Source organism: Belliella marina, from assembly GCF_042682445.1.
Taxonomy (GTDB): domain Bacteria; phylum Bacteroidota; class Bacteroidia; order Cytophagales; family Cyclobacteriaceae; genus Belliella; species Belliella marina.
In genome coordinates, this window is the sequence record NZ_JBHUHR010000015.1 from 130,270 (window position 1) to 155,112 (window position 24,843).

22 protein-coding genes and 1 riboswitch are annotated in these 24,843 nt (G+C 40.1%); of the genes, 9 read left to right on the plus strand and 13 right to left on the minus strand.

Translation table 11 applies throughout. The features are described from left to right. Positions 1 to 6 precede the first annotated feature (6 nt). The gene (locus ACFSKL_RS04845; protein ID WP_376883980.1) at positions 7 to 456 is read right to left on the minus strand and encodes a GatB/YqeY domain-containing protein; all 450 of its coding nucleotides are present in this window, start codon (positions 454 to 456) and stop codon (positions 7 to 9) included. A 61-nt stretch (positions 457 to 517) separates the two neighbouring features. Here ACFSKL_RS04845 and ACFSKL_RS04850 point away from each other — a divergent pair, with 61 nt between their 5' ends. The 5 genes from ACFSKL_RS04850 to ACFSKL_RS04870 all read left to right on the plus strand — a co-directional run bounded on the left by ACFSKL_RS04850 (position 518) and on the right by ACFSKL_RS04870 (position 4,063). Continuing rightward, the gene (locus tag ACFSKL_RS04850; protein ID WP_376883981.1) at positions 518 to 1,234 is read left to right on the plus strand and encodes a pyridoxine 5'-phosphate synthase; all 717 of its coding nucleotides are present in this window, start codon (positions 518 to 520) and stop codon (positions 1,232 to 1,234) included. 156 nt (positions 1,235 to 1,390) lie between these two features. Continuing rightward, positions 1,391 to 2,152: an alpha/beta fold hydrolase gene (locus ACFSKL_RS04855; RefSeq protein WP_376883982.1), complete on the plus strand. Its 762-nt coding sequence runs from the start codon at positions 1,391 to 1,393 to the stop codon at positions 2,150 to 2,152. Between the two features lie 22 nt (positions 2,153 to 2,174). Then, the gene (locus ACFSKL_RS04860; protein ID WP_376883983.1) at positions 2,175 to 2,933 is read left to right on the plus strand and encodes an SDR family NAD(P)-dependent oxidoreductase; all 759 of its coding nucleotides are present in this window, start codon (positions 2,175 to 2,177) and stop codon (positions 2,931 to 2,933) included. Positions 2,934 to 3,010: 77 nt separating this feature from the next. Further along, positions 3,011 to 3,595 (plus strand): hypothetical protein, encoded by a 585-nt coding sequence (locus tag ACFSKL_RS04865; protein ID WP_376883985.1) that lies wholly within the window; start codon positions 3,011 to 3,013, stop codon positions 3,593 to 3,595. Positions 3,596 to 3,598: 3 nt separating this feature from the next. Continuing rightward, on the plus strand, positions 3,599 to 4,063 hold the full coding sequence (locus ACFSKL_RS04870) for a hypothetical protein (protein ID WP_376883987.1): 465 nt from the start codon (positions 3,599 to 3,601) through the stop codon (positions 4,061 to 4,063). Between the two features lie 588 nt (positions 4,064 to 4,651). Here ACFSKL_RS04870 and ACFSKL_RS04875 read toward each other — a convergent pair. The 10 genes from ACFSKL_RS04875 to dgt form a co-directional block, all read right to left on the minus strand. Then, positions 4,652 to 7,051: a TonB-dependent receptor gene (locus ACFSKL_RS04875; RefSeq protein WP_376884664.1), complete on the minus strand. Its 2,400-nt coding sequence runs from the start codon at positions 7,049 to 7,051 to the stop codon at positions 4,652 to 4,654. Between the two features lie 186 nt (positions 7,052 to 7,237). Next, positions 7,238 to 7,334: riboswitch (TPP riboswitch) on the minus strand. Between the two features lie 95 nt (positions 7,335 to 7,429). Continuing rightward, positions 7,430 to 8,494, minus strand: a complete 1,065-nt coding sequence (locus tag ACFSKL_RS04880; RefSeq protein WP_376883989.1) for a fatty acid desaturase family protein — start codon at positions 8,492 to 8,494, stop codon at positions 7,430 to 7,432. A gap of 344 nt (positions 8,495 to 8,838) precedes the next feature. Next, positions 8,839 to 9,366, minus strand: a complete 528-nt coding sequence (locus tag ACFSKL_RS04885) for an AAA family ATPase (protein WP_376883991.1) — start codon at positions 9,364 to 9,366, stop codon at positions 8,839 to 8,841. Next, the gene (pnuC, locus tag ACFSKL_RS04890; RefSeq protein ID WP_376883993.1) at positions 9,356 to 9,976 is read right to left on the minus strand and encodes a nicotinamide riboside transporter PnuC; all 621 of its coding nucleotides are present in this window, start codon (positions 9,974 to 9,976) and stop codon (positions 9,356 to 9,358) included. Before pnuC ends, ACFSKL_RS04885 begins: the two co-directional genes overlap by 11 nt. A gap of 391 nt (positions 9,977 to 10,367) precedes the next feature. Next, positions 10,368 to 11,000, minus strand: coding sequence for a lipoprotein signal peptidase (locus ACFSKL_RS04895; protein WP_376883995.1), 633 nt, complete (start codon positions 10,998 to 11,000; stop codon positions 10,368 to 10,370). A gap of 72 nt (positions 11,001 to 11,072) precedes the next feature. Continuing rightward, positions 11,073 to 14,456, minus strand: a complete 3,384-nt coding sequence (gene ileS / locus ACFSKL_RS04900; RefSeq protein ID WP_376883997.1) for an isoleucine--tRNA ligase — start codon at positions 14,454 to 14,456, stop codon at positions 11,073 to 11,075. A 333-nt stretch (positions 14,457 to 14,789) separates the two neighbouring features. Further along, positions 14,790 to 15,002, minus strand: coding sequence for a helix-turn-helix domain-containing protein (locus ACFSKL_RS04905; protein WP_376883999.1), 213 nt, complete (start codon positions 15,000 to 15,002; stop codon positions 14,790 to 14,792). Positions 15,003 to 15,215: 213 nt separating this feature from the next. Then, complete coding sequence (locus ACFSKL_RS04910; protein WP_376884000.1) at positions 15,216 to 16,349, minus strand: DUF4221 family protein; 1,134 nt, start codon at positions 16,347 to 16,349, stop codon at positions 15,216 to 15,218. Positions 16,350 to 16,411: 62 nt separating this feature from the next. Beyond that, entirely contained in the window at positions 16,412 to 17,605 is a 1,194-nt protein-coding gene (locus ACFSKL_RS04915) for an ATP-binding protein (RefSeq protein WP_376884002.1), read from the minus strand. Positions 17,606 to 17,808: 203 nt separating this feature from the next. Beyond that, positions 17,809 to 19,161 (minus strand): dGTP triphosphohydrolase, encoded by a 1,353-nt coding sequence (dgt, locus tag ACFSKL_RS04920; RefSeq protein WP_376884003.1) that lies wholly within the window; start codon positions 19,159 to 19,161, stop codon positions 17,809 to 17,811. Between the two features lie 133 nt (positions 19,162 to 19,294). On the opposite strand from dgt, the gene ACFSKL_RS04925 reads away from it, so the two are divergent. The 4 genes from ACFSKL_RS04925 to ACFSKL_RS04940 all read left to right on the plus strand — a co-directional run bounded on the left by ACFSKL_RS04925 (position 19,295) and on the right by ACFSKL_RS04940 (position 22,721). Continuing rightward, positions 19,295 to 20,128 (plus strand): DUF4382 domain-containing protein, encoded by an 834-nt coding sequence (locus ACFSKL_RS04925; RefSeq protein WP_376884005.1) that lies wholly within the window; start codon positions 19,295 to 19,297, stop codon positions 20,126 to 20,128. A 264-nt stretch (positions 20,129 to 20,392) separates the two neighbouring features. Next, entirely contained in the window at positions 20,393 to 21,190 is a 798-nt protein-coding gene (locus ACFSKL_RS04930; RefSeq protein ID WP_376884007.1) for a DUF4382 domain-containing protein, read from the plus strand. Between the two features lie 32 nt (positions 21,191 to 21,222). Further along, on the plus strand, positions 21,223 to 22,224 hold the full coding sequence (gene ribD / locus ACFSKL_RS04935) for a bifunctional diaminohydroxyphosphoribosylaminopyrimidine deaminase/5-amino-6-(5-phosphoribosylamino)uracil reductase RibD (RefSeq protein WP_376884009.1): 1,002 nt from the start codon (positions 21,223 to 21,225) through the stop codon (positions 22,222 to 22,224). Between the two features lie 14 nt (positions 22,225 to 22,238). After that, positions 22,239 to 22,721 (plus strand): GAF domain-containing protein, encoded by a 483-nt coding sequence (locus ACFSKL_RS04940; RefSeq protein WP_376884011.1) that lies wholly within the window; start codon positions 22,239 to 22,241, stop codon positions 22,719 to 22,721. A 58-nt stretch (positions 22,722 to 22,779) separates the two neighbouring features. Here ACFSKL_RS04940 and ACFSKL_RS04945 read toward each other — a convergent pair whose 3' ends face one another. Together ACFSKL_RS04945 and ACFSKL_RS04950 are read right to left on the minus strand one after the other, a co-directional pair. Then, positions 22,780 to 23,907, minus strand: coding sequence for an ATP-binding protein (locus tag ACFSKL_RS04945; protein ID WP_376884013.1), 1,128 nt, complete (start codon positions 23,905 to 23,907; stop codon positions 22,780 to 22,782). Between the two features lie 65 nt (positions 23,908 to 23,972). Then, positions 23,973 to 24,545, minus strand: coding sequence for an LOG family protein (locus tag ACFSKL_RS04950; protein ID WP_376884015.1), 573 nt, complete (start codon positions 24,543 to 24,545; stop codon positions 23,973 to 23,975). Between the last annotated feature and the right edge of the window lie 298 nt (positions 24,546 to 24,843).

Below are 24,843 nucleotides of genomic sequence, written 5' to 3' on the forward strand. Positions count from 1 at the left end.
ATGATATTATGCTAACAATGATTTGACTTTCGTAGAGATAGCTTTCCCATCAGCTTTCCCAGCCAATGCCTTGGACGCCAGTCCCATTACCTTACCCATGTCCTTAGGACCTTCTGCACCTGATTCTGCAATGATTTTCTTCAGTTCAGTTTCCAGCTCCTCCTCAGAAAGTTGCTTTGGCAAAAATTCAGATATGATTTCCAATTCTGCCAATTCAACTGCCAAAAGATCTTCCCGGCCCTGCTCCTTGTAAATATCCGCCGAATCCTTGCGTTGCTTTGCCGCTTTGGTCAACAACTTCAATTCATCTTCTTCCGAAAGACTTTCTGCCGCTCCGCCTTTTGTTTCTTCCAACATAATCAAAGACTTGATCGCCCTTAAGGCACGTAGTCTGTCCTTGTCTTTAGCCAACATGGCTTTTTTTATTTCACTTTCTACACTTAGCTTTAAACTCATTCCCTTGTTGTTTGTGTTATAGGTGTAAATTTGTTACAAAATTATCTTTTAATTTAGGAAAATGACCAAGTTAAGCGTAAATATTAATAAAATCGCCACTTTGAGAAATGCCCGGGGCGCAAACAATCCCGACGTAGTGCAAGTTGCACTAGATGCGGAAAGATTTGGAGCACAAGGGATAACTGTACATCCCAGACCCGACGAAAGGCATATCCGCTACCAGGATGTACTGGATTTGAGCAAAGTGGTGACTACCGAGTTCAACATAGAGGGGTATCCGGACCGACGTTTTATGGAATTGATCAAGCTGGTCAAACCTGCCCAAGCGACACTGGTACCTGACCCACCCAATGCCATCACTTCCAATTCAGGTTGGGACACTGTCACACATTTGGAGTACTTGAAGGATATTGTAGCCGAACTACATGAATATGGCACCCGGGTATCGATTTTCATCAATCCAGAAAGCAAGTTCTTTGAACCTGCAAAGGAAACGGGTACAGACAGGGTAGAATTGTATACAGAACCTTATGCTGTAAATTTCCCAAAGGACAAACACGCCGCTATCAAACCATATATCGAAGTCTCAGAGCTTGCGCGTGAGTTGGGATTGGGGCTCAATGCAGGGCATGATTTGGATCTGCACAACCTTAGGTTTCTGAAGGAAAGCATTCCATACATTGATGAAGTATCGATTGGCCATGCATTGGTTTGCGATGCGCTGTATTATGGTTTGGAGAACACCATACAGATGTACAGAAGACAGTTGGAGATTTAGTTGATATTGAATTGATATTTGATATTGGGATATTGACACTAATCACTATCAAATATCTTAATATCCAAGTATCCAAGAATATCAAAATCAGATTCCTAAAATCATGAAGTGAAATTATAGGAAATTAAAAAGGGAAAATATTTTATCATATATACTATGAAACTCCATTTCAAAAAAACTGGCTCTGGAGAGCCGTTGATTATATTGCATGGGCTATTTGGTTCGGCGGACAATTGGTACAGCATTGCCAAAGAGCTGGAGAAGCAATATACACTATATCTTGTCGACCAGCGAAACCATGGAGATTCTCCGCACAGCGATGAATGGAATTACAAAGTCATGGCTGAGGATCTGAATGAACTAATGCAGGATCAAAATTTAGACGCTGCCTACCTGATGGGGCATTCCATGGGAGGAAAGACCGTGATGAATTTTGCCTTGCAATACCCTGAAAAGGTCAAAAAGCTGATCGTAGCGGATATTGCACCAAGACATTACGCAGTCCATCACCAAAGCATCTTGGAAGGATTGACATCTATCAATCTGCATGAGGTCAAATCCCGAAAAGAAGCCGACGACCAATTGGCAAAACACGTTCCCGAAGCCGGAATCAGACAGTTTTTGCTCAAAAGCCTTGGAAGAAACAAAGAGGGGGAGTTTATCTGGAAAATAAACCTGTCTGTGATCAATGATCAAATTGAAAATGTTGGAGAAGCTTTGGATTATGACAACAGTTTTGAAAATCCCACGCTATTTATGGGCGGGGCAAATTCAAAATACATCCAGGAAAAAGACAGGGCAGACATAGATCGCTATTTCCCCAACAATCATTTAATTTACATCAAAAATGCAGGCCATTGGCTGCATGCAGAGCAGCCACAAGCTGTAGTGGATACAGTGAGGGCTTTTTTAAAGTAATCAATATAAAAGCCCATTAAGAATGAATATCAGTTTAAGAAACCATAGAATCCTAGTGACAGGTGCATCCAGAGGAATCGGGAGAGCAATTGCTGAACAACTTTCTGCTTCTGGTGCGGAGGTATTGATCCATTTTAACAAAAACCTCGAAGAGGCAAAATCACTCCAAGCGGATCTGCCCAACATTTCCCATTTGGTCCCAAACGATTTGTCAAACCTGGAAATGGTCAAAGGATGGATACCTGAGTTGATTAAAGCCTATGGCCCTATCGACACAATTGTAAACAATGCAGGTATTGCTATCTCTACCCCGGATGATACTGAGACCGACGAATGGACAAATGCTTGGCTAAAGACCATGGATGTCAATATCAATGCACTTGCGATCATCAGCAAGGAATTTATAGCGCATGCAAAAAGCAGAAATAATGGAAGAATCATCAATATCTCATCCCGCGCCGCATTTAGGGGAGACACGCCTGATTACTTAGCCTATGCCGCCTCCAAAGCGGCCATCGTCAGCTATACCAAATCAATTGCCAGGTACTATGGCAAAGAGGGGATCAAGGCATTTGTCATTGCCCCGGGATTTACCCGAACGGATATGGCGAAAAATTTTATGGATCAATATGGTGAAGGCTATGCACTGAATGATATTGCATTGAAGAAACTTACAGAACCCAAAGACATCGCCCCCATGGTCACCTTGCTTTGTTCGGGGTTGGCAGACCATGCTACAGGCTGCACAATTGACATCAATGCCGGCTCATATGTCCATTGATCCTGATTGGGGTAATAGGTTTTAGAACCCAAACACCACCCCCTTATCAGTGGTTAAATACAAAACCAAACCCCGTCATGTCAAAAAGTGATTCCCTTTCCCCAGAAATGATCAAAATCCTAAAAATTTTCGGGTTGGGATCAATTCTATTTGTGCTGACCCTCTCGTTTTTCAATGAAAAAAGGGCCAATAACTCGGGAAAGGAGGAATCTATCTTAAGCATCACTGATGCAGAAAGGTTGTTTTTCAAGAATGTCCGTGGGATATATTATGACATCGAAGCTCGGGATGATGCGAAAATGACCATTTACCGATATGGGAAACGCATCGAGGAATCTGAATCCCCTCTGATCAATCTTTCCATCCTCATCAATCGCATCAAAGATGAGGCATACATTTACGTAGAACCATCTTGGGACGCTAGCCATTTCAAATTGAGAATCACACAAGGCAATAAGGTTGACACTTTGGCTTATGAAAGCGGTGATAAGCTGGCACACTTTGGATTTGTAAAAAAGATCTACCCATTTTTGAATGAAAATGCCTATTTTGAAGTCTGGAAAGACAATAAATGGGTATCCATTCTTGAAAATGAAAAAGAAATAGATGCGCTAAGAATTCCCATTTCGGACTTTTACAGATTGATCAACAACCCAGAATAATCTATGGATCTCAAAAAAACCGATAATCTTTGGAGGTTTTTGGTTATCAAAAACAATCTAAAGATAGACCATCAAGTCTCCCTGCACGTGAATTACAGAATTCAAAAAGGAGACCAAGAGTTGATCCATAGCTTTAACCCGAAATTACCACAGACATCGACCCTTTCCATCCGTGACAAAGGCTATCAAGTGAACCTTCTCCATAAACATCACCAAACTGCGAAAAAAAGGTTTGGCATAAGGCAAAAAGCAATTTCTCCTGTTTCAGCAAATATTTTTTTTCCAAAAGAACTGCTCAAACTCAGCCTGAAATATGACCTTGAGGTACACCAAGACCGTCTTGGCCATTACAATGTCACAATCAGCCCCTTCCACCCCAAAAACATCTATGACATCCTCAATACCGTGAACCTCATAAGCAGGACACTCTGGGTGAAAAATTTCTTTGCAGAGGGGATTAGAAATTGAGGGAATGCGGGTTAAAAAGGTTAGAACGTTGGAAGGTTTGAAAGTTTGGAGGTTGAATTTTCTATACTTCTAAGCCCTAAGCTTCTAAACAGTTTTGGGATTGGGTTATTAGTGGATTAGGTTATCAGTGGATTGGACGAATAGTGAACGAGGAGATTGGGAGATTGGAAGGTTATGAGGCTGGTTTTCTTAAACTTCCAATTCTCAAGACAATACACAGATTAGGGAATGGGGTATCGGTGGATTGGTTGATTAGGGGATTAGGAGGCTTAACCCTGCCGTGCAGCAGGCAGGTACTTCGTGTTTGCTCTGTTTCTCATTTTTTTGTTACGTCCTGATTTTACATGACATCTTTTTCCATTGATTTCTCTGTATTTTCGATAGCCATTCAATTGCCTGCTTCAAAGATGGGACGAGACCTCTCTCCCGATGCTTTCAGGATCGAGGTGACGTAGTCGTAAAAACAAACTTGTCTTTTTGGTTCTTGCCTCTTGTTTTCTCGTCTCTCGCTTCTAAAATCTCATATCTAAAAAAAAAGCACCCCCGAAACCGGAGATGCCTTTACGCTCAACTAAATTTAAACTTTATTTAAAATCTAACCTTTACACCTGCCAGGAAGTTGGCTCCTGCCATTGGATAATAGAAATTCTCCGTTGTCAGGGATCTGCCAGTCCCCCCTTCTCCAGGGAGAAAATATGAGAATGTATAGCCGTTTGGCTCATAGAGTCTATTGAAAATATTGTAAACCATCAAGGTGAATTCCAAGTTTTTGACAAATCTAGGCTCCAAAGCATAATTCAACCTCAAATCTGTAGTCCAAAAAGCATCAAGCTTCCTGTTGTCATTCATGGTGTTGTCCATATATTGACTGCCAACATATTTGTTGAGCAAACTGATTTCGAAACCTTTGGCAGGTTTGTAATCCAATATTGCAGAAGCAACTACATTTGGGGAAAATGCTATGTCTGTATCCGTATAATTGATTTCCTCCTGAAAGAAGTCATCGGCTGAATAATCATCTATGTACTCCGTAAACTCAGAGATTTTGTTTCTACTGACTGCCAAATTCCCACCCAAGGTGAATTTTGGGGAGATTTTGTAAGCTCCATCTATCTCAATCCCTGCACGATAGGAATCAGCCACATTATCCCTAACATATGCACCTACATCATTCAGCTGACCTGTCAATACCAGCTGATTGTTGTAATTCATGTAGTATAGATTCACATTGTAGGAATACTTGCTATGACTTGCCTTGATACCAGCTTCAATATTTTGTAGATTTTCGGCCTGTGGTGCCCTGTCTATAATCGGAGAATCCGTAAAATCCCTCCTCACAGGCTCTCTGTTTGCTACTGCGTAGGATGCATACCATGATTTTCCAGTGCGGGTTTGATAAGTCAATCCAAATTTTGGGTTGAAGAAATTGTAGCTTACTTGACCAGATATATCCCTCAAGTCATTATTGATACCATCAAATCTGTAATCCACCCCTCTGTACTGCAGATCACCATAAAGAAAGAGTCCGTCTACAGCCTCATATGTCCCTTTTAGATAGACATTTCTATCATCTTTGACCGCTACATTGTCATAATACCTGTCTCTGATGTTCACATCAGCTGCGTACTGCATCCAGATGATTTCACCAAAGTGGTCCCCATCATACCTGTTTGCTCCTCCACCAAGTACCACATCCCATTTGGCATCATGGGAAAGGTAATTAAACGAAAACACCCCGCCATAAAAATCATTGTCCAGCCACCTTCTTCGGATGATGTCCATTCTGGATATGCTGGTCTCTCCAATGACTACAGGAGTAAGCCCATAACTACTCAACCGATCATTTTGTCTAAACTGCTCATAATATCCACGCCCATAAGTGTAATGCAAAGCTGCATTCGCCTTCCAGTTTTGGTTGATTTTTCCTGTGTAGATAAACTGGTAATGATCCTGCTGGTAGTTGTCAGTTTGATTATCATAAGTATAAAGGTTGAAAGTCCTATTGGTTTCCAACAGTGCTTCCGGCACCCCTTCCCAAGCTTGGTAGGTTTTTTCTGCCCCTGAGAACACATTCAATTTGAATACGTGGTTTTCTCCATGGTAACCACCAGTCAGAAAGTAAGACCTTAGATTCGAGGAAGCCCTATCCATATACCCATCAGAGGTGATTTGGGACAATCTTGCATCAATAGTCCAGCGGTTATTCAACAATCCTGACCCTGCCTTGACGGTATGTCTTCTGGTGTTGAATGACCCAAAGGTATTATCGATTTCACCATATGCTTCATCCTTTCTAGTATCTGTCTGGATATTGATACTTGCCCCAAAAGTAGCTGCCCCATTTGTAGAAGTACCTACACCTCTTTGGATCTGCATATTGTCGACCGAAGATGCAAAATCAGGCATATTCACCCAGAAGACTCCATGAGATTCAGCATCATTCATCGGTATGCCGTTGACAGTGACATTGATTCTTGATTGATCCGAACCTCTGATTCTCAACCCTGTGTAACCCACACCTGCCCCTGCATCAGAAAAACTTACGACAGAAGGCGTGTAATTCAAAAGCATTGGGATATCCTGTCCCAAATTGAGCTTGGCGATATCTTCTTTTTTGATATTTTGGAAAGTCGTAGGCGTGACGTCAGTCGCCCGAGTTCCGTAGACTACAAACTCCTCGGTAAATAAGCTGCTCTGTGCCAATGAAATATTCAATTCACCCGTAAGAGGGACATCAACACTTACCCTCTGAGTTTCGTACCCCAAAAATGACACAATCAAATCAAAAGTCCCCTTAGGAACATTTGTGATCTCAAACTTCCCCTGATGATCCGTATTTGTACCACGTCCTGTACCCTTTAGGATAAGATTAGCCCCAAACAAAAGCTCCCCCGTTTGGGCATCTTGGACTATTCCATTGATTCTGTTTTGGGCAGAAGCGACTAAACACACCAGCATCATTGCCAATGTAAATCCTAAGTATTTCATTTTTATTGCTTGCATACTGCCAAGGCAGTTTGGTTGAATCTCCAAAAACCAAGGGGACGGTTTTCTTCATTTTGTTCACCCTATTACCAAATCGAATAATCAAACACAGCCAATATGCTTGCTTCAGTACAGCCTGAGCTTGATAGTTGAGTCAAACCCCACGAAAGGCTTCAATCAATTCCTATTGTCATCGGTTACTCATTTCCCTTCGCCGGCACTACCCGGATCAGGTATTGTGGGTATGATCTCAGCCCGAAATTTTAAGGCACCCCTAATGATCTTGGGTACAAATGTAGGTGTAAAAGCTTAATAACCAAAAAGAGCATAAAAAAACCCGCTGCTCAAGTGAACAGCGGGAAAAATAAAAATCTAAAATACTTATGGACGTCCAAGTGTTCTTAGGTGATTTACGTGGGAAGCAAAAGCCATCCTTAATTTCGGGTGTTCCAAATATGGGATCCCATATTCCAAACAAGTTTCTTTGATGATTTTGCTAATTGCAGGATAATGTACATGGGAAATATTTGGGAACAAATGATGCTCAACCTGAAAATTCAACCCACCTACTACCCAAGAGAGTAGCCTGTTGTTTGTGGCGAAGTTGGCAGTTGTCTTCAATTGGTGAACCGCCCAGTCATCTTCCAATTTATTCGTCTCAACATGAGGCATAGGGAATGAGGTCTCTTCGATCGAATGCGCAAGCTGGAAAACCACACTGAGCAAAATACCGGTAGCAACCCCATAAAGCAAGAATCCAACTAACCACGGCAATACCCCCACAAAATAAATCGGGATGACAACAAACAAAACAATGTGTAGCAATTTGAATCCCCAGAATGAAAGGTGATCTGATATTGTCATCTTCTGAATCGGAATGACACCAACTTTTCTGGTAGCATATTTTTTATAATCTGTCACAAAAACCCAGTACAGATACAACAAAGAATATACAAACAAGAAATACTTGTGTTGGTACTTATGGATACTGTGGAATTTTTGGTGTGGACAAAGTCTCAAAAATGGCCTGGCATTCATATCATCATCAACCTCATCAATATTTGTGAATGAATGGTGAACGACATTGTGCTTAGTTTTCCACATAAACACATTGGCGCCAAGAAAATTGATGGATACTCCCGCAAGTTCATTGACCCAAGATTTTTTGCTAAAACTGCCATGTGCCCCATCATGCATGACATTGAATCCGATGGTTGCCGCCAACGCGCCCAAAAGCACACATCCGAGCAAAGCAAGAGACCAATGTGGTGTAAAAAACACCAAAGTAACATATGTGGCAATATAGCCAGCCACCAATAAAATGGCTTTTAGGTAAAGAGAGAAATTTCCTGTTTGCTTGAGATTTTTTTCTGTGAAGTAATTTTTGATCCTCAATTTCAAATCTGAATGAAACGAAGATGCGGCACTGAATCTAGGGGGACGCATGATAATGTATTTAATGATAATGATTACTGGGGAAGAAAAATAAATCGGGTGTCAAATATTTCAAATTCCTCTATAAAGATACACCAAATAAATTTAGAAAATCAAAAACTGACAAAGATCATCTAATTGATTCTGTTTGTTTTAAGTTAATTTAACAATATGATTACCTACTTCTTTGCAAGCGAGTAATTAGTAAGACATCATAATACGGATAATCACCAACTACGCAAAGTAAACAAGTGCCGATGGCAGAAACCCAACAACTGCTGCAGACAAAGTGCTTAAACCAATTTAAGCAGACATCATCAAGAAAACGGGTAACCAGATTCTACAATAAGAAAAAGTCAATAAATGCCGTGTTTTTTCAATGCCTTCATTGCACTTACAAACCTCTCATCATACCCTCCACTGATTATTTCAAACGGAATCCCTGATGCCTGTAGCAAATCTTTGTAAATATTGAAAAAGTGACTTCTCATTTCCGGGTTTGGATGTTCTCTTTGTGGATCATCTTCCCAAGGAATATCAATATCCGTCAAAAGGTATAAATCATATTTCCTTTTTTTGATTTGTTCCAAAATCCAAGGGTCAGTCTTACCAAACTTGTGGTCACTCCACACTTTGATTACGTTCAAATCAGTATCAATAAATAAAATATTCTTTGATTTTTTCAGCTTTTTATCTTCCAACCCAATCTGTTTTTTTGCTATTTCAAGCAAGTCTTCATATTGATAGGTTCTTCCCAGATCATTTAGATATTGACGTGCATATTCATATACCCAATGCTCACCAAATGTGGCAGCCAATGCTTTCGAAAGTGTACTCTTCCCCGTGGATTCCGGACCGATAATCACTACCTTTTTAACTTCCATATGCTATATTTTTGGAAGATTTCATCCATGAAACCAAGCCGATGGTAGCCAATACCGTGAAAAACAAAAACTGAAAAGATGTCAACATCAGCCCTTTGTACAAATACAAAGGTACAGAAACCAAATCTGTAATAATCCAAGCTATCCAGTTTTCAACTTTCTTTTTGGCCATGAGCCACATCCCAACAAACGCCGATGAAGTGGTAAAAGAGTCCCAATAAGGCACATCGCTATCAGTATACCTCGAAAGAACAAAATATAATAGGACATAAGAAACCAAAAACAAGACCAATGATTTCAAGATGCCGGTTTTGGACAACCAAGTGACAGGCAATTCTTTTTCACTTGGGCTTGGTCTGCTCCAGAGATACCAACCATAGATGGACATCCCAAAGTAATATGCATTGATGCCCATATCTGCGTACAGTTTATACTTCAGACAGATATACACATAAATCAAAGTACTGACCATGCCTGTAGGAAATACCAAGATGTTTTTTTTGATTGAATAAAATACACTCACAATGCCAAAAAACACAGCAACAGCTTCTAACCAGGTCATAGCTGCGATCCCTTCACGGAGGCCTTCCATTATCCATTCAAAATCCATGTGGCGAATTAAGTCAATATTTTTCTTTGGAACAAAAGAAATAGTTTATTATGATTATCCGCAATGATGCCAACAGGTAAATTATACGCTTGAAATTATGCGGATAATCGACAACTCTTGTGCACCTGTGGCGTAGTCAACCGCATTGCTAATAAAGTAGGTGCATTACTTCAAGTGGCTACTAATATGAAAGCGGATATACGTATAGTTTATTAGTCTTCCGATATGTTCTTTTCAAAATCAAAAATCAACCAAACCAATCGCAAAACAGGGGAATTGCTTATAAATCCTTGGACTGTGTCCTCACAGTCCAATCCTCCAAAAAGACAAACTCTAAGCATCAAAAAAGCCCTCCCAGTTATTCCGAAAGGGCTTTTTTAATGAATACCATCTACTCCTTATTCTCTTCAATGAATTGCTTCTGGATTTCATCCTCTTCTTCCTTTTTCTCCTCTTTGAAAAAACGGCTTTGGAAAACCAAGATAATGGCTACCCCAGTGAATATGGAGGCATCAGCTATATTGAAAATCGGCCAAAGTGCTGTATAGCTCCCTCCCCACAGTGGTACCCAGTCCGGAATTCTTCCTTCCCAAATGTCTATGTAAAACATATCTACCACTTGGCCATGAAACCAAGGTGATGTGGCATCATAAGGTGCATTGTTCAGCAAAACACCATAAAACACACTGTCAATCAAATTGCCGATTGCCCCTCCCAATATCATGGCAATGCAGACAATGTATCCTATGTGCATCTTCTTCTCAATGATATAGTACAGATAGTAACCAATACCAAACATGGCAACAAGCCTAAAGGAAGTCAATATCAACTTCCCATATTCCGAACCCAGTTGCATTCCGAACGCCATTCCAGGGTTGGTCGTGTAGTGCAGTTTGAACCAATCACCAAACACTTTGATCTGACCGGCTGTTCCGAAATCCATTTGGTAATGAACCAGTAATTTGACAACCTGATCCAGAACTATCACTGCCAAGGCTATTCCAAAATATTTTAGATACTTCATGTATTCATGTTAAAGCCACAGATTTAAGGATTTTTTTGCTAATCCTCCCTATCTGTGGCTATTATTTTTTACTTAATTTGCTTTCAAGACTTTCACGGACAATTCAAATTCATCCATATCCAAGGCTATTGGATCAGTGACATCTTCCAATACCTCAAGACTGAGTGCCTGTGTTTCTGTCTTGATATAAGACCCGAAATTGTCAAAAGAAGCATTGACCAAATCGTCGTGTTTGGCAATCTGAATATGAATCTTATCCTGAACTTCAAGCCCCATGTCTTTTCTCAGGTTCTGAATCCTATTGACCAAATCCCTCGCAATCCCTTCCTGCTTCAATTCATCTGTCAAAGTAACATCCAATGCCACCGTCAACTCCTGATCCGTGGCTACGGACCAGCCCGGAATATCTTGGGAACTGATCAACACTTCTTCCAAAAGCAATTCTAAAGACTCGCCATCTACATCCACATTGATCTTACCATTTCTCTCTATTTCAGAAATCTGATCTTTGCCCCAAGTATTGATGGCTGCAACAACAAGTCTCATTTTTGGTCCCAATTTTTTGCCCAAAACAGGCAAATTAGGCTTCACACTCTTTACCAAAACGTCAGAAGCATCATCGATGTATTCTACAGCCTTGATATTTACCTCCGATTTGATCAGATCTTCTACATGTTGGATTTGCAGCCTTGACTTTTTGCTCAAAACTGGGATCAAAATACGTTGCAATGGCTGACGGACTTTGATGCCGATTTTTGGATTTTTTCGCAGGGAGTGAACCAAAGAAGATATTCTTTGTGCTAAATCCATGCTTTCTTCCAAGTCCTTATTGATCAAGGAAGCATCTACACCAACCCAGTCTGTCAAGTGGATAGACTCCAATTGGTTTTCCGCAGAATCTGTGAGGTTTTTGTACAACCAATCTGAATAGAAAGGTGCAAATGAAGACATCAATTGACTCAATGACATCAGGCATTCATACAAAGTCTCATAAGCAGCCTGCTTATCGGCATTCATATCCCCTCTCCAGAATCTTTTTCTCGCCAATCTCACATACCAGTTTGACAACTGGTCTACAGTGAAATTCATGATCGCCCGAGTAGCTTTGGTTGCATCATAGTTGTCCATGGAGGACTCCACATCTGCTATAAGCGACTGAAGCTTGGAGATGATCCATTGATCCAATTCCGCCCTTTGTGCTACAGGGATACTCTTTGATTTGTCATAAACAAACTCATCCAAGTTCGCATACAGTGCAAAGAAATTATAGGTGTTTTGGAGCGTACCAAAGAACCTTCTTTGTACTTCAGCTACTCCATCAAGGCTGAATTTCAGATTGTCCCATGGGTTGGCATTGCTCAGCATGTACCAACGCAAGGCATCCGGTCCATATTCTTTCAAAGTCTTGAAAGGATCTACGGCATTGCCCAATCTCTTGGACATCTTATTGCCATTCTTGTCCAATACCAAACCATTGGCGATGACATTTTTGAAAGAGACGGTATCAAATAACATCACAGCAATAGCATGAAGTGTAAAGAACCATCCCCTGGTCTGATCCACACCTTCTGCGATATAATCTGCTGGATAATTGGCCTTAAAGATATCTTCATTCTCAAATGGATAATGCCACTGCGCATACGGCATCGCTCCCGAGTCAAACCATACATCGATCAAATCCGGCTCCCGATACATGGCAACGCCTTTCGGTGAAACCAATATCACATCATCCACATATGGTCTATGCAAATCTATTTCTTCTTCATTGATTGGTGATGACCCCATCAATCCAGCCTCTATGGACTTTTTGATCTCAGATTTCAATTCGTCGATAGATCCGATACAGATTTCCTCCGAACCATCTTTTGTTCTCCAGATAGGCAATGGGGTTCCCCAGAATCTGGATCTACTCAAATTCCAATCAACCAAATTCTCCAACCAGTTTCCAAATCGACCAGTCCCGGTTGCCTCAGGCTTCCAGTTGATCGTCTTGTTCAATTCCACCATTCTATCCTTGTAAGCAGTGGTTTTGATAAACCAGCTTTCCAATGGATAATAAAGAATTGGCTTATCAGTCCTCCAACAATGTGGATAGCTGTGCTCGTATTTTTCGACCTTGAAGGCCTTGTTTTCATTTTTTAGGATGATGGAAATGATGACATCTGTATTTTTATATTCCTTGTCATCTTCGTTATCATCAGTATAATTTTTCACATAGAAATCATTCACCCCATACTCCTTGTGGGCAGTGATTCCGTGTTCTTTCATTTTGGCAGCCAAATATTCTCCGATTATAGGAAGGAATTTCCCCTGCTTGTCTACAATTGGGATATCGTTTCCTTTTTCATCCTGTACAAAGACTCCCGGCACATTGTTTTGAACCAATGTTCTAAAATCGTCCGCACCGAATGCCTTTGCCAAATGGACGATCCCTGTACCATCTTCTGTAGTCACGTAGTCGCCAGAAACGACCGTGAAAGCTGGATGGGGAAGTGAAATCGCTTCAATTGGGAACAACTGTTCATATTCCAAACCAAGCAATTCGGATCCTTTCAACTCACCTACTATTTCGTATGGAATCAATTTGTCCCCTGCTTTGTAGTCAGTCAAAGACAATTCTTTTGCTTTCGGGTTGAAATAGGCAGATAATCTTGATTTAGCCAATATCACCGTCTGGGCATCATAAGTGTATGGATTGAAAGTCTTCACTTTCACATAATCCAGTTTTTCTCCAATAGCCAAAGCCGAGTTGGAAGGCAAGGTCCATGGTGTCGTTGTCCAGGCTAGGATGTAGGTATTTTCCTCCCCCTTCAGCTTAAACTGCGCGGTGATGGAAGTGTCTTTTACATCTCTATAGCATCCTGGCTGATTGAGCTCGTGGGAACTCAGGCCTGTACCTGCTGCAGGTGAATATGGCTGGATGGTGTAGCCTTTGTAAAGCAAGTCTTTGTCATAAAGTCTCTTAAGCAAATGCCAAAGTGTCTCTATGTATTTTGCATCAAAAGTGATATAGGGATCATCCAAATCCACCCAGTAGCCGATTTTTTCGGTCAAATCATCCCATTCATCCTTGAATCTCATCACCGTTTCGCGGCATTTGCGATTGTATTCCTCTACGGTGATTTTCTTTCCGATATCCTCTTTGGTAATTCCGAGTTCTTTCTCTACCTGAAGCTCTACAGGAAGGCCATGGGTATCCCATCCACCTTTTCTTTTTACCTGAAAACCTTTGAGGGTTTTGTACCTACAGAAAATATCCTTCAGCGTCCTAGCCATCACATGGTGGATTCCCGGCGTTCCATTAGCCGAAGGCGGTCCTTCGAAGAAGGTAAAAGTCTCTGCACCCTCTCTGTTGCTTACAGATTTGTTAAAAATGTCGTTTTCTTTCCAGTACTGAAGTACGCTTTCCCCGATATTGGGATAATCTACTTGCTTAAACTCCTGATATTTTTTCACGGTATTCCTTCATGTTTGATTTGAAAACCAACAGGTCTTTTGACTCGGTCGATCTTTTGAAATTCAAAAAAGCAAAATAAGACATCCCTTAGAATGAATACAATGCCCTTTTTTAAATCAATGCCTTTTATAGAAAAAGGAAAGCATATCCCTCTGGATATGCAACCATTCCAAATTTGGAATGAGCGCACAAAGTTAAGAGTTTTTGCAGGATTAGAGATAATTATTCACAGAATTCAATTCGGCTTTGTCTAATATCATCGATTTGGCAGGCTGACTGGATAAAAGTTTCAGTTTGGAGCATTAAGAATAGTTGGGTAAAAGTAAAATCATTCAAGCCAATAAAATTTCCGCAGGAATTTTCAATCCTTTATAAAGCGATTTTATCATTTCCAAAGTCAATTTTCTTTTGCCATTAAGAATCTCATTTACCCTACTTTGGCTGCCCAAATATTCAACCATATCCGCACTCGTCATCCCCATTTGCTCCATTCGGAATTTAATTGCATCAATAGGATCAGGTGGTGCAATTGGGAAATGTTTCATCTCGTATGATTCAACTAGGGTCACTAACAAGTCCAATTCATCCCCCTCCAAACTATCCTTTTTGCACCCCACAATTCTTCTATTCTTTCAATAGCAGCATTATAATCCTGTTCATTTTTAATTGGCTGATATCCATAATTAAATTGTTTTAACGTCAATTTTATCATACTGTTTGTGAGTACCGCTAAATCTTATGAATATTACTTGAAATTATCAATCAATCTCCTCTATTTTCAACCTTACAAAACCCAATTCATCATCAACATTTTCATGAATCCAAACACTTCCATCCTTGGCGAAGTAGCTTCCAGGTCTTTTTTTGTAATTATCCAATTCCTTTTCGGCAAGCATCTTCAGGTTTGAGTCAAATACAGTGAGAAACACACGGGTGTGGTTTGCTTCCTGATCTTCTGCATCAGAGGTTGTGAAATAAGATAATCGATAGAATTTTTGGTTGCTGCTATCCCAAACCCAACGTCCAAAATCGATTTGTTTGCTGATTATCTTCTGCTGCTCGCTAAACTCCTCCCTAGATCCCACTTTTTGCTTTTGACCACCTTCTTTTTGGTTTGGGGTTAAGGAGCTTTGAAATTCTATATGTTCGAAGCTGCCATTATTTTGATCGAATACCATGCAATCGTTGTAACAATTTGAGGTGAAAACAACTTTCCCGTCGATGACATGCATAAAAACACTCCCCAAATAGGCTATTTTCATTTCACCATCCATGACAATTGAATATTTTTCAAGTCGCTCTGGATAAGGGAAATCTATCAGGTCCATTTTCTTTTTACCCAAGTGAAGTTTGGCAAGGTGGGGAATATTTTCAAACATTCTTATCAAACCAATCAATACAGTGGTATCATTGAGAAAAACGAACTCCCCCTTAAAGTTAAAATCACCTTCTGAATCCTTATCGATGTAATCTGTTGGATGAAGGCTATATTTTTGGATCAATTTACCTTCAGTATCATAAACTCCACTTATATCAAATCCTTGCAAAAACAAGTTCCCATTTTTCCAATTCTTCATACTCATGACAAAAGCAGATACGGCATTGGGACCATCGTTGTCAAACTTTACTTTTTCCACCAATTTCAATTGATCCAGGTCAAATACTTCCAAATTGCTGGATTTCCTGTCATAGTTGAAAAGCTTTCCTTGGCCCTCGCTCAATACTGAAAGCATTAAATTTGATCCAGCCATCACCACTTCATCTCCCGAATCTACCAAAAGTGTGTCTTGTATTATTTGAAGGGAAATTGAAGATCCTTGATTTGATTTTGAGCTTTCCGAACCGCAAGAGCATGCGAGCAACACGAACAAAAAGAATATAGGGTTTTTCATAAAATTGAATTTCAAACAAATTAAGTGATTAGTTTTAAAAATCAAAGCGTTGCTCAAAACTATCACCTGACAAATCCAAACAACCAAAGTGGAATCCGGTTGTATGATCCAATAGGTAAATCAGCAACAGCTAAAAATGAATAGGGCTGGTTTTTGATTTGAAAATCTGTCTTATTTTTCCCTCCGACTTCTATGGTGAACTTTTCATCAAGCATGAAATCCCCATTTTTCGGAAGACTCAGCTGATGCTTTTCGGCCAATTGAGAATAAAAAAAAGTCTCTCGAAGGTTCCCCATGTCTAACTTTGCCCCTGCCAATGCAAAGCTGATATTTGTATTTTCCAAATATACTTTGTCTGGCTTTTGCAAAACACTTGTGCTTTTACCAACAGCAAAAAGACTGTTGATGATTTTCGCTTTTTCAAGATAATGGAAATACGTAGTAAGTGTATTCCTATGAATCCCAATTTTTTCACTCAACTTAGCAACATTGGGTTTGAACGGCACGCTTTGAGCAATTAGACCCAGAAGTTGATGGATTCTCTTGGTCTTGTGGATATCCATTCCTTCAACAAATTGAAGTTCAGTCTCTATAATCAATCTTATGATTTGTTCAATTCGAAGATGATAAGTTTTTGTTCCTTCTAAAAAGAACGGATAATAACCGTGTTTAAGATAATTTTCAAACTCTGCCAAAGGATTAACTTTAACTAAAACAGAATTAGCTAATTCTATTTGGTTTGATAGAATTTCCTCTAAAGAAAAAACAGGCAGCTGCATCTTATTTGCAAAATTCAAGTATTCTCGAAAAGACAAACCAGTAAGGTGGTACAATACTGCTCTTCTGCTCAAATCAACATCCAACTTCAACATATCAATTACAGAAGAACCTGTAAATACTACTTTCAATTCTTTATAAAAATCATACGCATTTTTAAGCTCCCTAGCCCATGAAGGATATTTGTGGACCTCATCCAAAACCAAAAATCTACCCCCAACTTGATAAAAATTCTCAATCGTCTCAATCAAAGAATGATTACTAAAGTAAATATCATCTAAAGACCAATAAGCTGCAAGATCACTTAAACCATATTTTTTTTTGAGATATTGCAAGACTAAAGTTGATTTCCCAGTGCCTCTTGCACCTAGAATCCCAATCAACCTGCTATCCCAGTCTATCTCATCATATTTGCTTCTGATTATATCCAAGCTTGTAGCCCCTACAATCAACTTGGATTTATTTACAAGATTTTCCATTTTGCTATTTTACTTAGCAAATATAGTATATTTTCGCTAAGTAAAATAGCATTTTATCAAACCCACTATTTGGTTTGATGATTTCTAATAAAAAAACGAGTCTACCAATGGTTAACCTAAAATATGAAAACGAAGTTACAGTCTCTGTTTAGGGAAATAAAACTCTTTGCGTTTCTGCGTGAAAATAATCGCAATATAAATCCTCAAGCTCCTGGAAGCGCAATCCCCTTCACCCTTCTATAGAGATTGAGGGCGTATTTGTCCGTCATTCCGGAGATGAAGTCCATCAAAATCCTGAGCATTGGGTAAGGGTTTACACCTGAATCCCAACCCTCCAAAGGAAAATCTTCTGGCAACAATCTTAAGATACTTCTGTCCTGACCCGAATAGAGGTCTGTTTGGTAAAATTTATGGTTCAAGGCTTTCGAAAACACCTCCAGCAGCCCTTCCAAAACCTGGAATCCTGCAGCTTCTTTCTCCAAAACAGGTTTGGACCTATAGATTTTCTTAACAGATAATTCGGAAATTTCAGCCAAAGCTTTAGCCGATGGAATGATATCGGTCAATGCTTGGTCAAATTCCCCAGAAAGCATCTTCTCCTCCTGCTCCTCAAATGCCACTACCGTTTCCTGTATCAATTGGTTGATTGCCATAGCCCTCAAAATCGCAAGCTTTTGCGTTTGGGTTTGGTAAGTCTCCAATTTTGCTGGGTCAAATCTATCTTTCAAAATCGTCGCCAAAAGCCCAATTGTCTCCTCCAAAGTCACCAAGCCGAGCGTACAACCATCTTCCAGGTCAATTATACTGTAGCAGATATCATCGGCTGCCTCCACCAAAAATGCCAATGGATGTCTTAGGTAGCAGCCATTTTCAGCCCTTTCGATACCCAAAACCTCTCCCAGGTGTCTATAATCTTCAGCTTGGTCGGAGTAATACCCGAATTTCTTTTGACTTCGCCTTCTTTGATCACGCTCAAAAACTTGGGAGGTCCGGGGGTATTTGGTAAATGCTGCCAGTGTTGCAAATGATAACTTAAGACCATTATTCTTGGATACCAACATCCTAAATCCCTGGGCATTTCCCTCAAAATTGCAGAGGTCAGCCCATTCTTCCGGTGTCACTTCCCGTTGCCAAACCTGACCATAGGGGTGGAACTTGAAAAAATCAGAAATTGCAGTCTCGCCAGCATGACCAAATGGAGGGTTTCCAATATCATGTGTCAAGGCAGCAGCAGCGACAATGGCACCAATATCAGAAGCGTTGATTTGATAACTTTCAAGATTTGGATACTTTTTCAACAAATATTCTCCAGCTGTCTTACCCAAAGTCCTCCCTACTGAAGACACTTCAAGGCTATGAGTCAGACGGGTGTGTACAAAATCATTGTCAGGCAAAGGAAAAACCTGGGTTTTATCTTGCAGATTCCTAAAAGGTGCCGAAAAAACAATCCTATCATAATCCCTTTCAGGCTCGCTTCTAAACTGATTATCAACAGGTTGTTTCTTTACTTTCGGATCAAACCTCCCAGGGTTCAATAACTTTTCCCAATTCATCATGCCCAAAAATACAATCTATTCGACAAAATCATGTAATTGAAACAAGCTTTCCGCCAAATTCTCCCTAAGAGTGACTTATTGGCACATTCATTGGGTATGATGTAAAGAAGAACAATAATTAACCAACGATGTTATGAAAACTTACCTAAAAAATCTAAACTTACTGCTCTTGGCAGTTCTGTCAGTATTTGCATTGTCATGTAATACTGACGACGATGTCGGCATTGCTGAGGGCAAAGCCAGAGTCAATGTGTTTTTAGTAGATGCTCCAGCTGATTATGATGCTGTATGGGTAGAAGTAATAGGAGTCGAGATTTTACCAAAAGGGGAAAACGAAGACAATGGAACTGCTTGGATCAACTTAGGAAATGAAGCCGCAGAAGACAACATGATCAACCTCCTTGAACTGGTAGGCGGAAATTCCGCTAAACTGGGAGAAGTAGAAGTCCCTGCAGGTGAAATTTCCCAAATCCGACTGCTCCTTGGAGAGAACAATTACCTGATGAACGGTGAGGAAAGGATCGAACTAACCACTCCGAGTGCTCAGCAAAGTGGATTGAAAATAAAAATCGACAAGCCTATTTTAGCAGGCATTTCATATGATTTGATACTCGACTTTGACGCAGGAAAATCAATCGTAAAAGCTGGCAACTCTGGCAAATACATTTTGAAACCAGTACTGAGGGCAATAGCAGAAGAATCTGCAACCATTGAAGGCATAATTACCCCGCTTGAAGCAGCTCCAGTAATGGTTCTGGGGATTATTGGAGAAGATACAGTTTCCACTTTTGCAAGTGAGAATGGTTCATTTATGTTGAGGGGCTTGACCGAAGGTGTATATACTGTGGTCCTAGAACCAAATGAGTTGTATCAAGCTTTGATTATTGAAGATGTTACTACTGTAAAAGGACAAGTCAAAACACTCGACCCAATCGAACTAGACCCTGTCGCTGAAGACGAGGACTAAAACCTAACAGATGGGCTTGTCTCTTATATCAATTTAGACATTCCCCTACCAAATACGATTTAGAGGAGCATCCTAAATCATGGAAAAAGGCGAAAAGAATTAAATCCTTTCGCCTTTTTCATTTCACCTTTAATTTGGAGGCATTGACACACAGAGCATCGTTTTTTTGAAACTGAGTGATTATTACCAAGATTAGAACCTCATTTTTTTAAGCATCTTATCGAGAAAGCAGGACAATCCACAATCTTTTCCTAATTTTAAGTCGTGAAAAAATTCAACTTATTTTCTTTAATCCTATTCTGTCTGCTATCCTGCACCGGCACAGAAGAGCGGTCAAATTCTTTGCTGAACGTATTTATGGTAGATGCCCCTGCAGATATCGATGCACTTTGGGTAGAGCTATTGGGTGTGGACGTGTATGTCTCAGGGTCAGAAGGGGATGAAAATCCAGCTCCTAAATTTCTCCCTTATCAAGCGGGAAACCAAATGGTGGATATCGCCCAACTCATAGCAGGACAGGAAGTCATGATAGGAAGAGGGGAAGTAAGGGCCGGAAGCTTAGTAAAGCTAAAACTCAGGTTGGGAGATGAAAACTACCTTGTCAAAGATGGCCTAAGAATCAATATAGATCTTTCACAGGCTGACCTTTCGGGGTTGGAAATAGATGTGGATTTCAATCTTAGACCTGGTATATCACATGATGTTTACATAGATTTCGACTTGCTCCAATCCGTAAAAGCTCCAAGCAATGCTTTGGATAGATATGTCTTCAGTCCCAAACTGAGTATGTTCTCAAAAGCTAACAGCGGGGAGATTTCAGGAAGTATAAGACCTGCCACAGAAGACGTATTCCTATATGCCATACAGCAAAACGATACAATCACCACTGGGGTAGATACCAGAGGCAGTGGACAGTTTCTATTCAGGGGGCTGGAAGGGACATATACCGTATACGTTGTCCCAAAAAACAACAACTATATAGCAGATACCATTCCAACGGTAATTGTCCAGCCCCAAACAGTGACACAATTAGGAAACATTACACTCAGAGATAGGGAGTAGAGGATCAGATTTTGGAAAACCACATCAAATACATGCGTAGAGCTATAGAGCTCGCCGAGTTGGGAAGAGCCAAAGTCAGCCCAAACCCTATGGTGGGTTGTGTGATTGTCCTTGATGGAAAAATCATAGCGGAAGGATACCATGAATATTATGGAGGCCCACATGCAGAACCGAATGCCATTTCCAAAGTAAATGATGCCAATGACCTTCAAAAAGCCACTGTCTATGTAACTCTGGAACCCTGCGCCCATTTTGGAAAAACGCCACCTTGCGCCAATCTTCTGGTGGATAAGGACGTCAAACATGTCGTCATTGGTGCGGTGGACAGCAACCCTTTGGTAGGTGGAAAAGGAATTGAAATCCTGAGAAAAGCCGGAGTGATGGTAATCACCGGCATATTGGAAGAAGAAATCAGGTTTCAAAACAGAAGGTTTTTTACCTATATAGAAAAGCAGAGACCCTACATCATCCTCAAATGGGCACAGACCCAAGATGGTTTTGTTGCCAGAGAAAACTACGATTCAAAATGGATCAGCAATCAATACAGCCGCCAGCTTGTCCATCGCTGGAGGACTGAAGAAGATGGCATCATGGTCGGTACAAATACTGCCCGTTATGACAATCCAAAACTTAACGTAAGGGACTGGACTGGCAAAGCACCTATTAGGGTCGTGATAGATAGAATGCTTCAGTTAAGCCCCGACCTTTCTCTTTTTGACCAAAGCCAAGACACCATCTGTTTTAATTTGGTGAAAAATGAAAAGTTGGAGAATTTGGAATTCATCAAATTAGAGCCTGATTTTCCAATCTCAGCCATATTTTCGGAGCTCTACAAACGCAAGATCCAAAGTATCCTTGTAGAAGGGGGAACATTTTTATTGCAAAAACTGATAGAAGCCGAACTTTGGGATGAGGCCAGGGTGTTTACAGGACAAAGTAGTTTTGGGAAGGGAATTCCAGCTCCGAAAATCCAAGGAAAATTGATCCACAAATCAAACATCCTTGGAGATGAACTCATGACTTGGATCAAATAAACTAAAAAGAAAAAATGTCTGAATCGCTTTATATACCTACGACAGCATCAAAAGTTGATAAATACGAAGCCATTATCCCACAGATAGAGGCATTGATCAATGGTGAAAATGACTTGATTGCCAATTTGGCAAATATCTCTGCTGTATTGAAAGAAGCTTTTGGTTTTTTTTGGGTAGGATTCTATCTTGTCAAGGAAGACCAATTGGTTTTGGGTCCATTTCAAGGCCCCATCGCATGCACCCGAATCAATCTTGGAAAAGGTGTATGTGGTACAGCTTGGAAGGAAAACAAGACCCAACTAGTCCCAGATGTAGACGCTTTTCCCGGTCACATTGCATGCAGCTCGGCTTCCAAATCAGAAATTGTACTCCCCTTTTCTTCAGAAGGGAAGGTACTTGGGGTTTTGGACATAGATTCAGACAAGCTTGCAGATTTTGATAAAATAGATCAAGAGTATTTAGAAAAACTCATCAATATCCTAGAAAAAACGATCTAATCGCAAAATTCATATAAATTTTGCGATTACGATCGCTGATTTCATATAAAATTTGCGATTACAGAATAAAGTCCTCCAAATTATCTGGATGAATTACTTTGACCTCAGCTTCGGGATAGGTTTTCAAAAAAGTAGCGGGAATCTTCACTTTGGCTTTGGGATTCCATTTGAACTCCCAAGCTGAAAGCTTCCCTCTTACATCTTCAACATAGTCGATTTCTTGCTGTGCATGGGTTCTCCAGAAATAGCCAATATTATAATCCCCATTGAGTGCGTTCATTTTCAAACGCTCTGCCATCAGAAAATTTTCCCACAAAGCCCCTACATCTGTCCTGCTTTCCAATGGTAGGAAATTGTTAATCAGGCTATTTCTGATACCATTATCAACAAAATAAATTTTCCTTGATTTTTTGAGTTCATTCCTAAGGTTTCGACTAAATGAACCTACCCTAAAAACAATAAAGGTTTGCTCAAGCAAAGTGATGTACTTTTCCACAGTCTCATTATCCAATCCGGCAAGCATCCCAAGTTCATTGTAAGAAACTTCATTTCCTACCTGATAAGCCAGTGCCTGAAGTAATTTATGAATTTGATCAGGTTTTCTCAGATTACCCAAAGCAAACACATCTTTGAACAAATAGCTATCTGCTATCATCTTCAATCTCTCTTCTGCATCAGTGGGGTTTTGGACGATTTCTGGATAGTAACCAAAGACCATCCTTTGATTGAGCATTCTTTTCTCTTCCAAAAAATTGGTATGGGAGACCATTTCCGAAAACGAAAAGGGGAAAAGGTAATATTCCCATTTTCTCCCAGTCAATGGCTCCTTGATTTTATTTGATAACTCAAAAGCAGAGGAACCTGTTGCAAACACTTTCACTTCCGAAAAGTTATCCACAATAATTTTTATGCAAACACCAATATTCTCTACCCTTTGAGCTTCATCGATGACTATAGTCTTTGACTTTCCAATTAATGTCCTCAATTTGGTAGAACTTGTATTGGAAAGCATTTCCCTGACGTCTGCATCATCTCCATTCCACCACAATACAGGCGCTTCAAACTGGCTATTCAGATTTTTCAACAAAGTACTCTTCCCCACTTGCCTAGGACCAAATACAATAATAGCCTTACCATCAGCAATCCTCTTGTTTAATTTGATCTGAATTTCCCTGTTGATATACATAATCGCAAATTTAATATAATTTTTGCGATTACATTCGCTAAATTCATATAAAATTTGCGATTATACTATTTCACTTCCCATTTTTCTATGTACTTGGGTTCGAAAGCTGCCATCTTATCCAGCAATTCTACAGGATCATCGGAAACAATCACCAAATCCAACTGGGCTTGGTGTAGGAATCCTTCTTGGCAACTGAATGACAAAAAATCAAGCAATTTGTCATAATACCCATTGACATTATACAATGCAAGAGGCTTTTTGATATAAGCTAGTTGATTGAGGGTCATGATTTCAAAAAGCTCCTCAAAAGTCCCAATCCCACCTGCCATGGCAATAAAACCATCTCCCCGCTCAGCCATTAGCCACTTTCTATCCCGCATGGTTTCCACCACCGTCAGCTCTGTACATCCCCGGTGTGCCACTTCTATATCAACCAATTTCTGAGGAATGATACCATATACTTTTTTGTCGGCCTCTAACATTTTGTCGGCAATGACTCCCATCAACCCAACATTTCCAGCGCCATAGACCAAAGACATATCCCTTCGAATCATTTCATTCGCCAAAGCATGTGCAGCAGTGACATAAATTGGGTTTTTCCCTTTATTAGAACCACAGTAGACAGTTATTTTTTTCATCCTTTTTTTTTCAAAGTTAGGAAAAAGGAGTTGGAAGGTTGGGAAAGTTGTAAAGTTAAAATGTTTCTTGATGACGATTTTTGCACTTAATTGGGTTATCAAGGGGTTAGGGAATGGAAAGTTAAAAAAGTTTGAAAGTTGAAAGGTTTTGGGATAGTGTCTAGTTCTCGCTAAGCTTCAACTTTGTAACTTTTAAACCTTGTAACATTCAAACCCGAAGATATCGGGGATAAGTAACTTGTAAAAACAACATTTCTCGCTATACGCCAACTTTTTAACTTTCCAACCTTGAAACCTT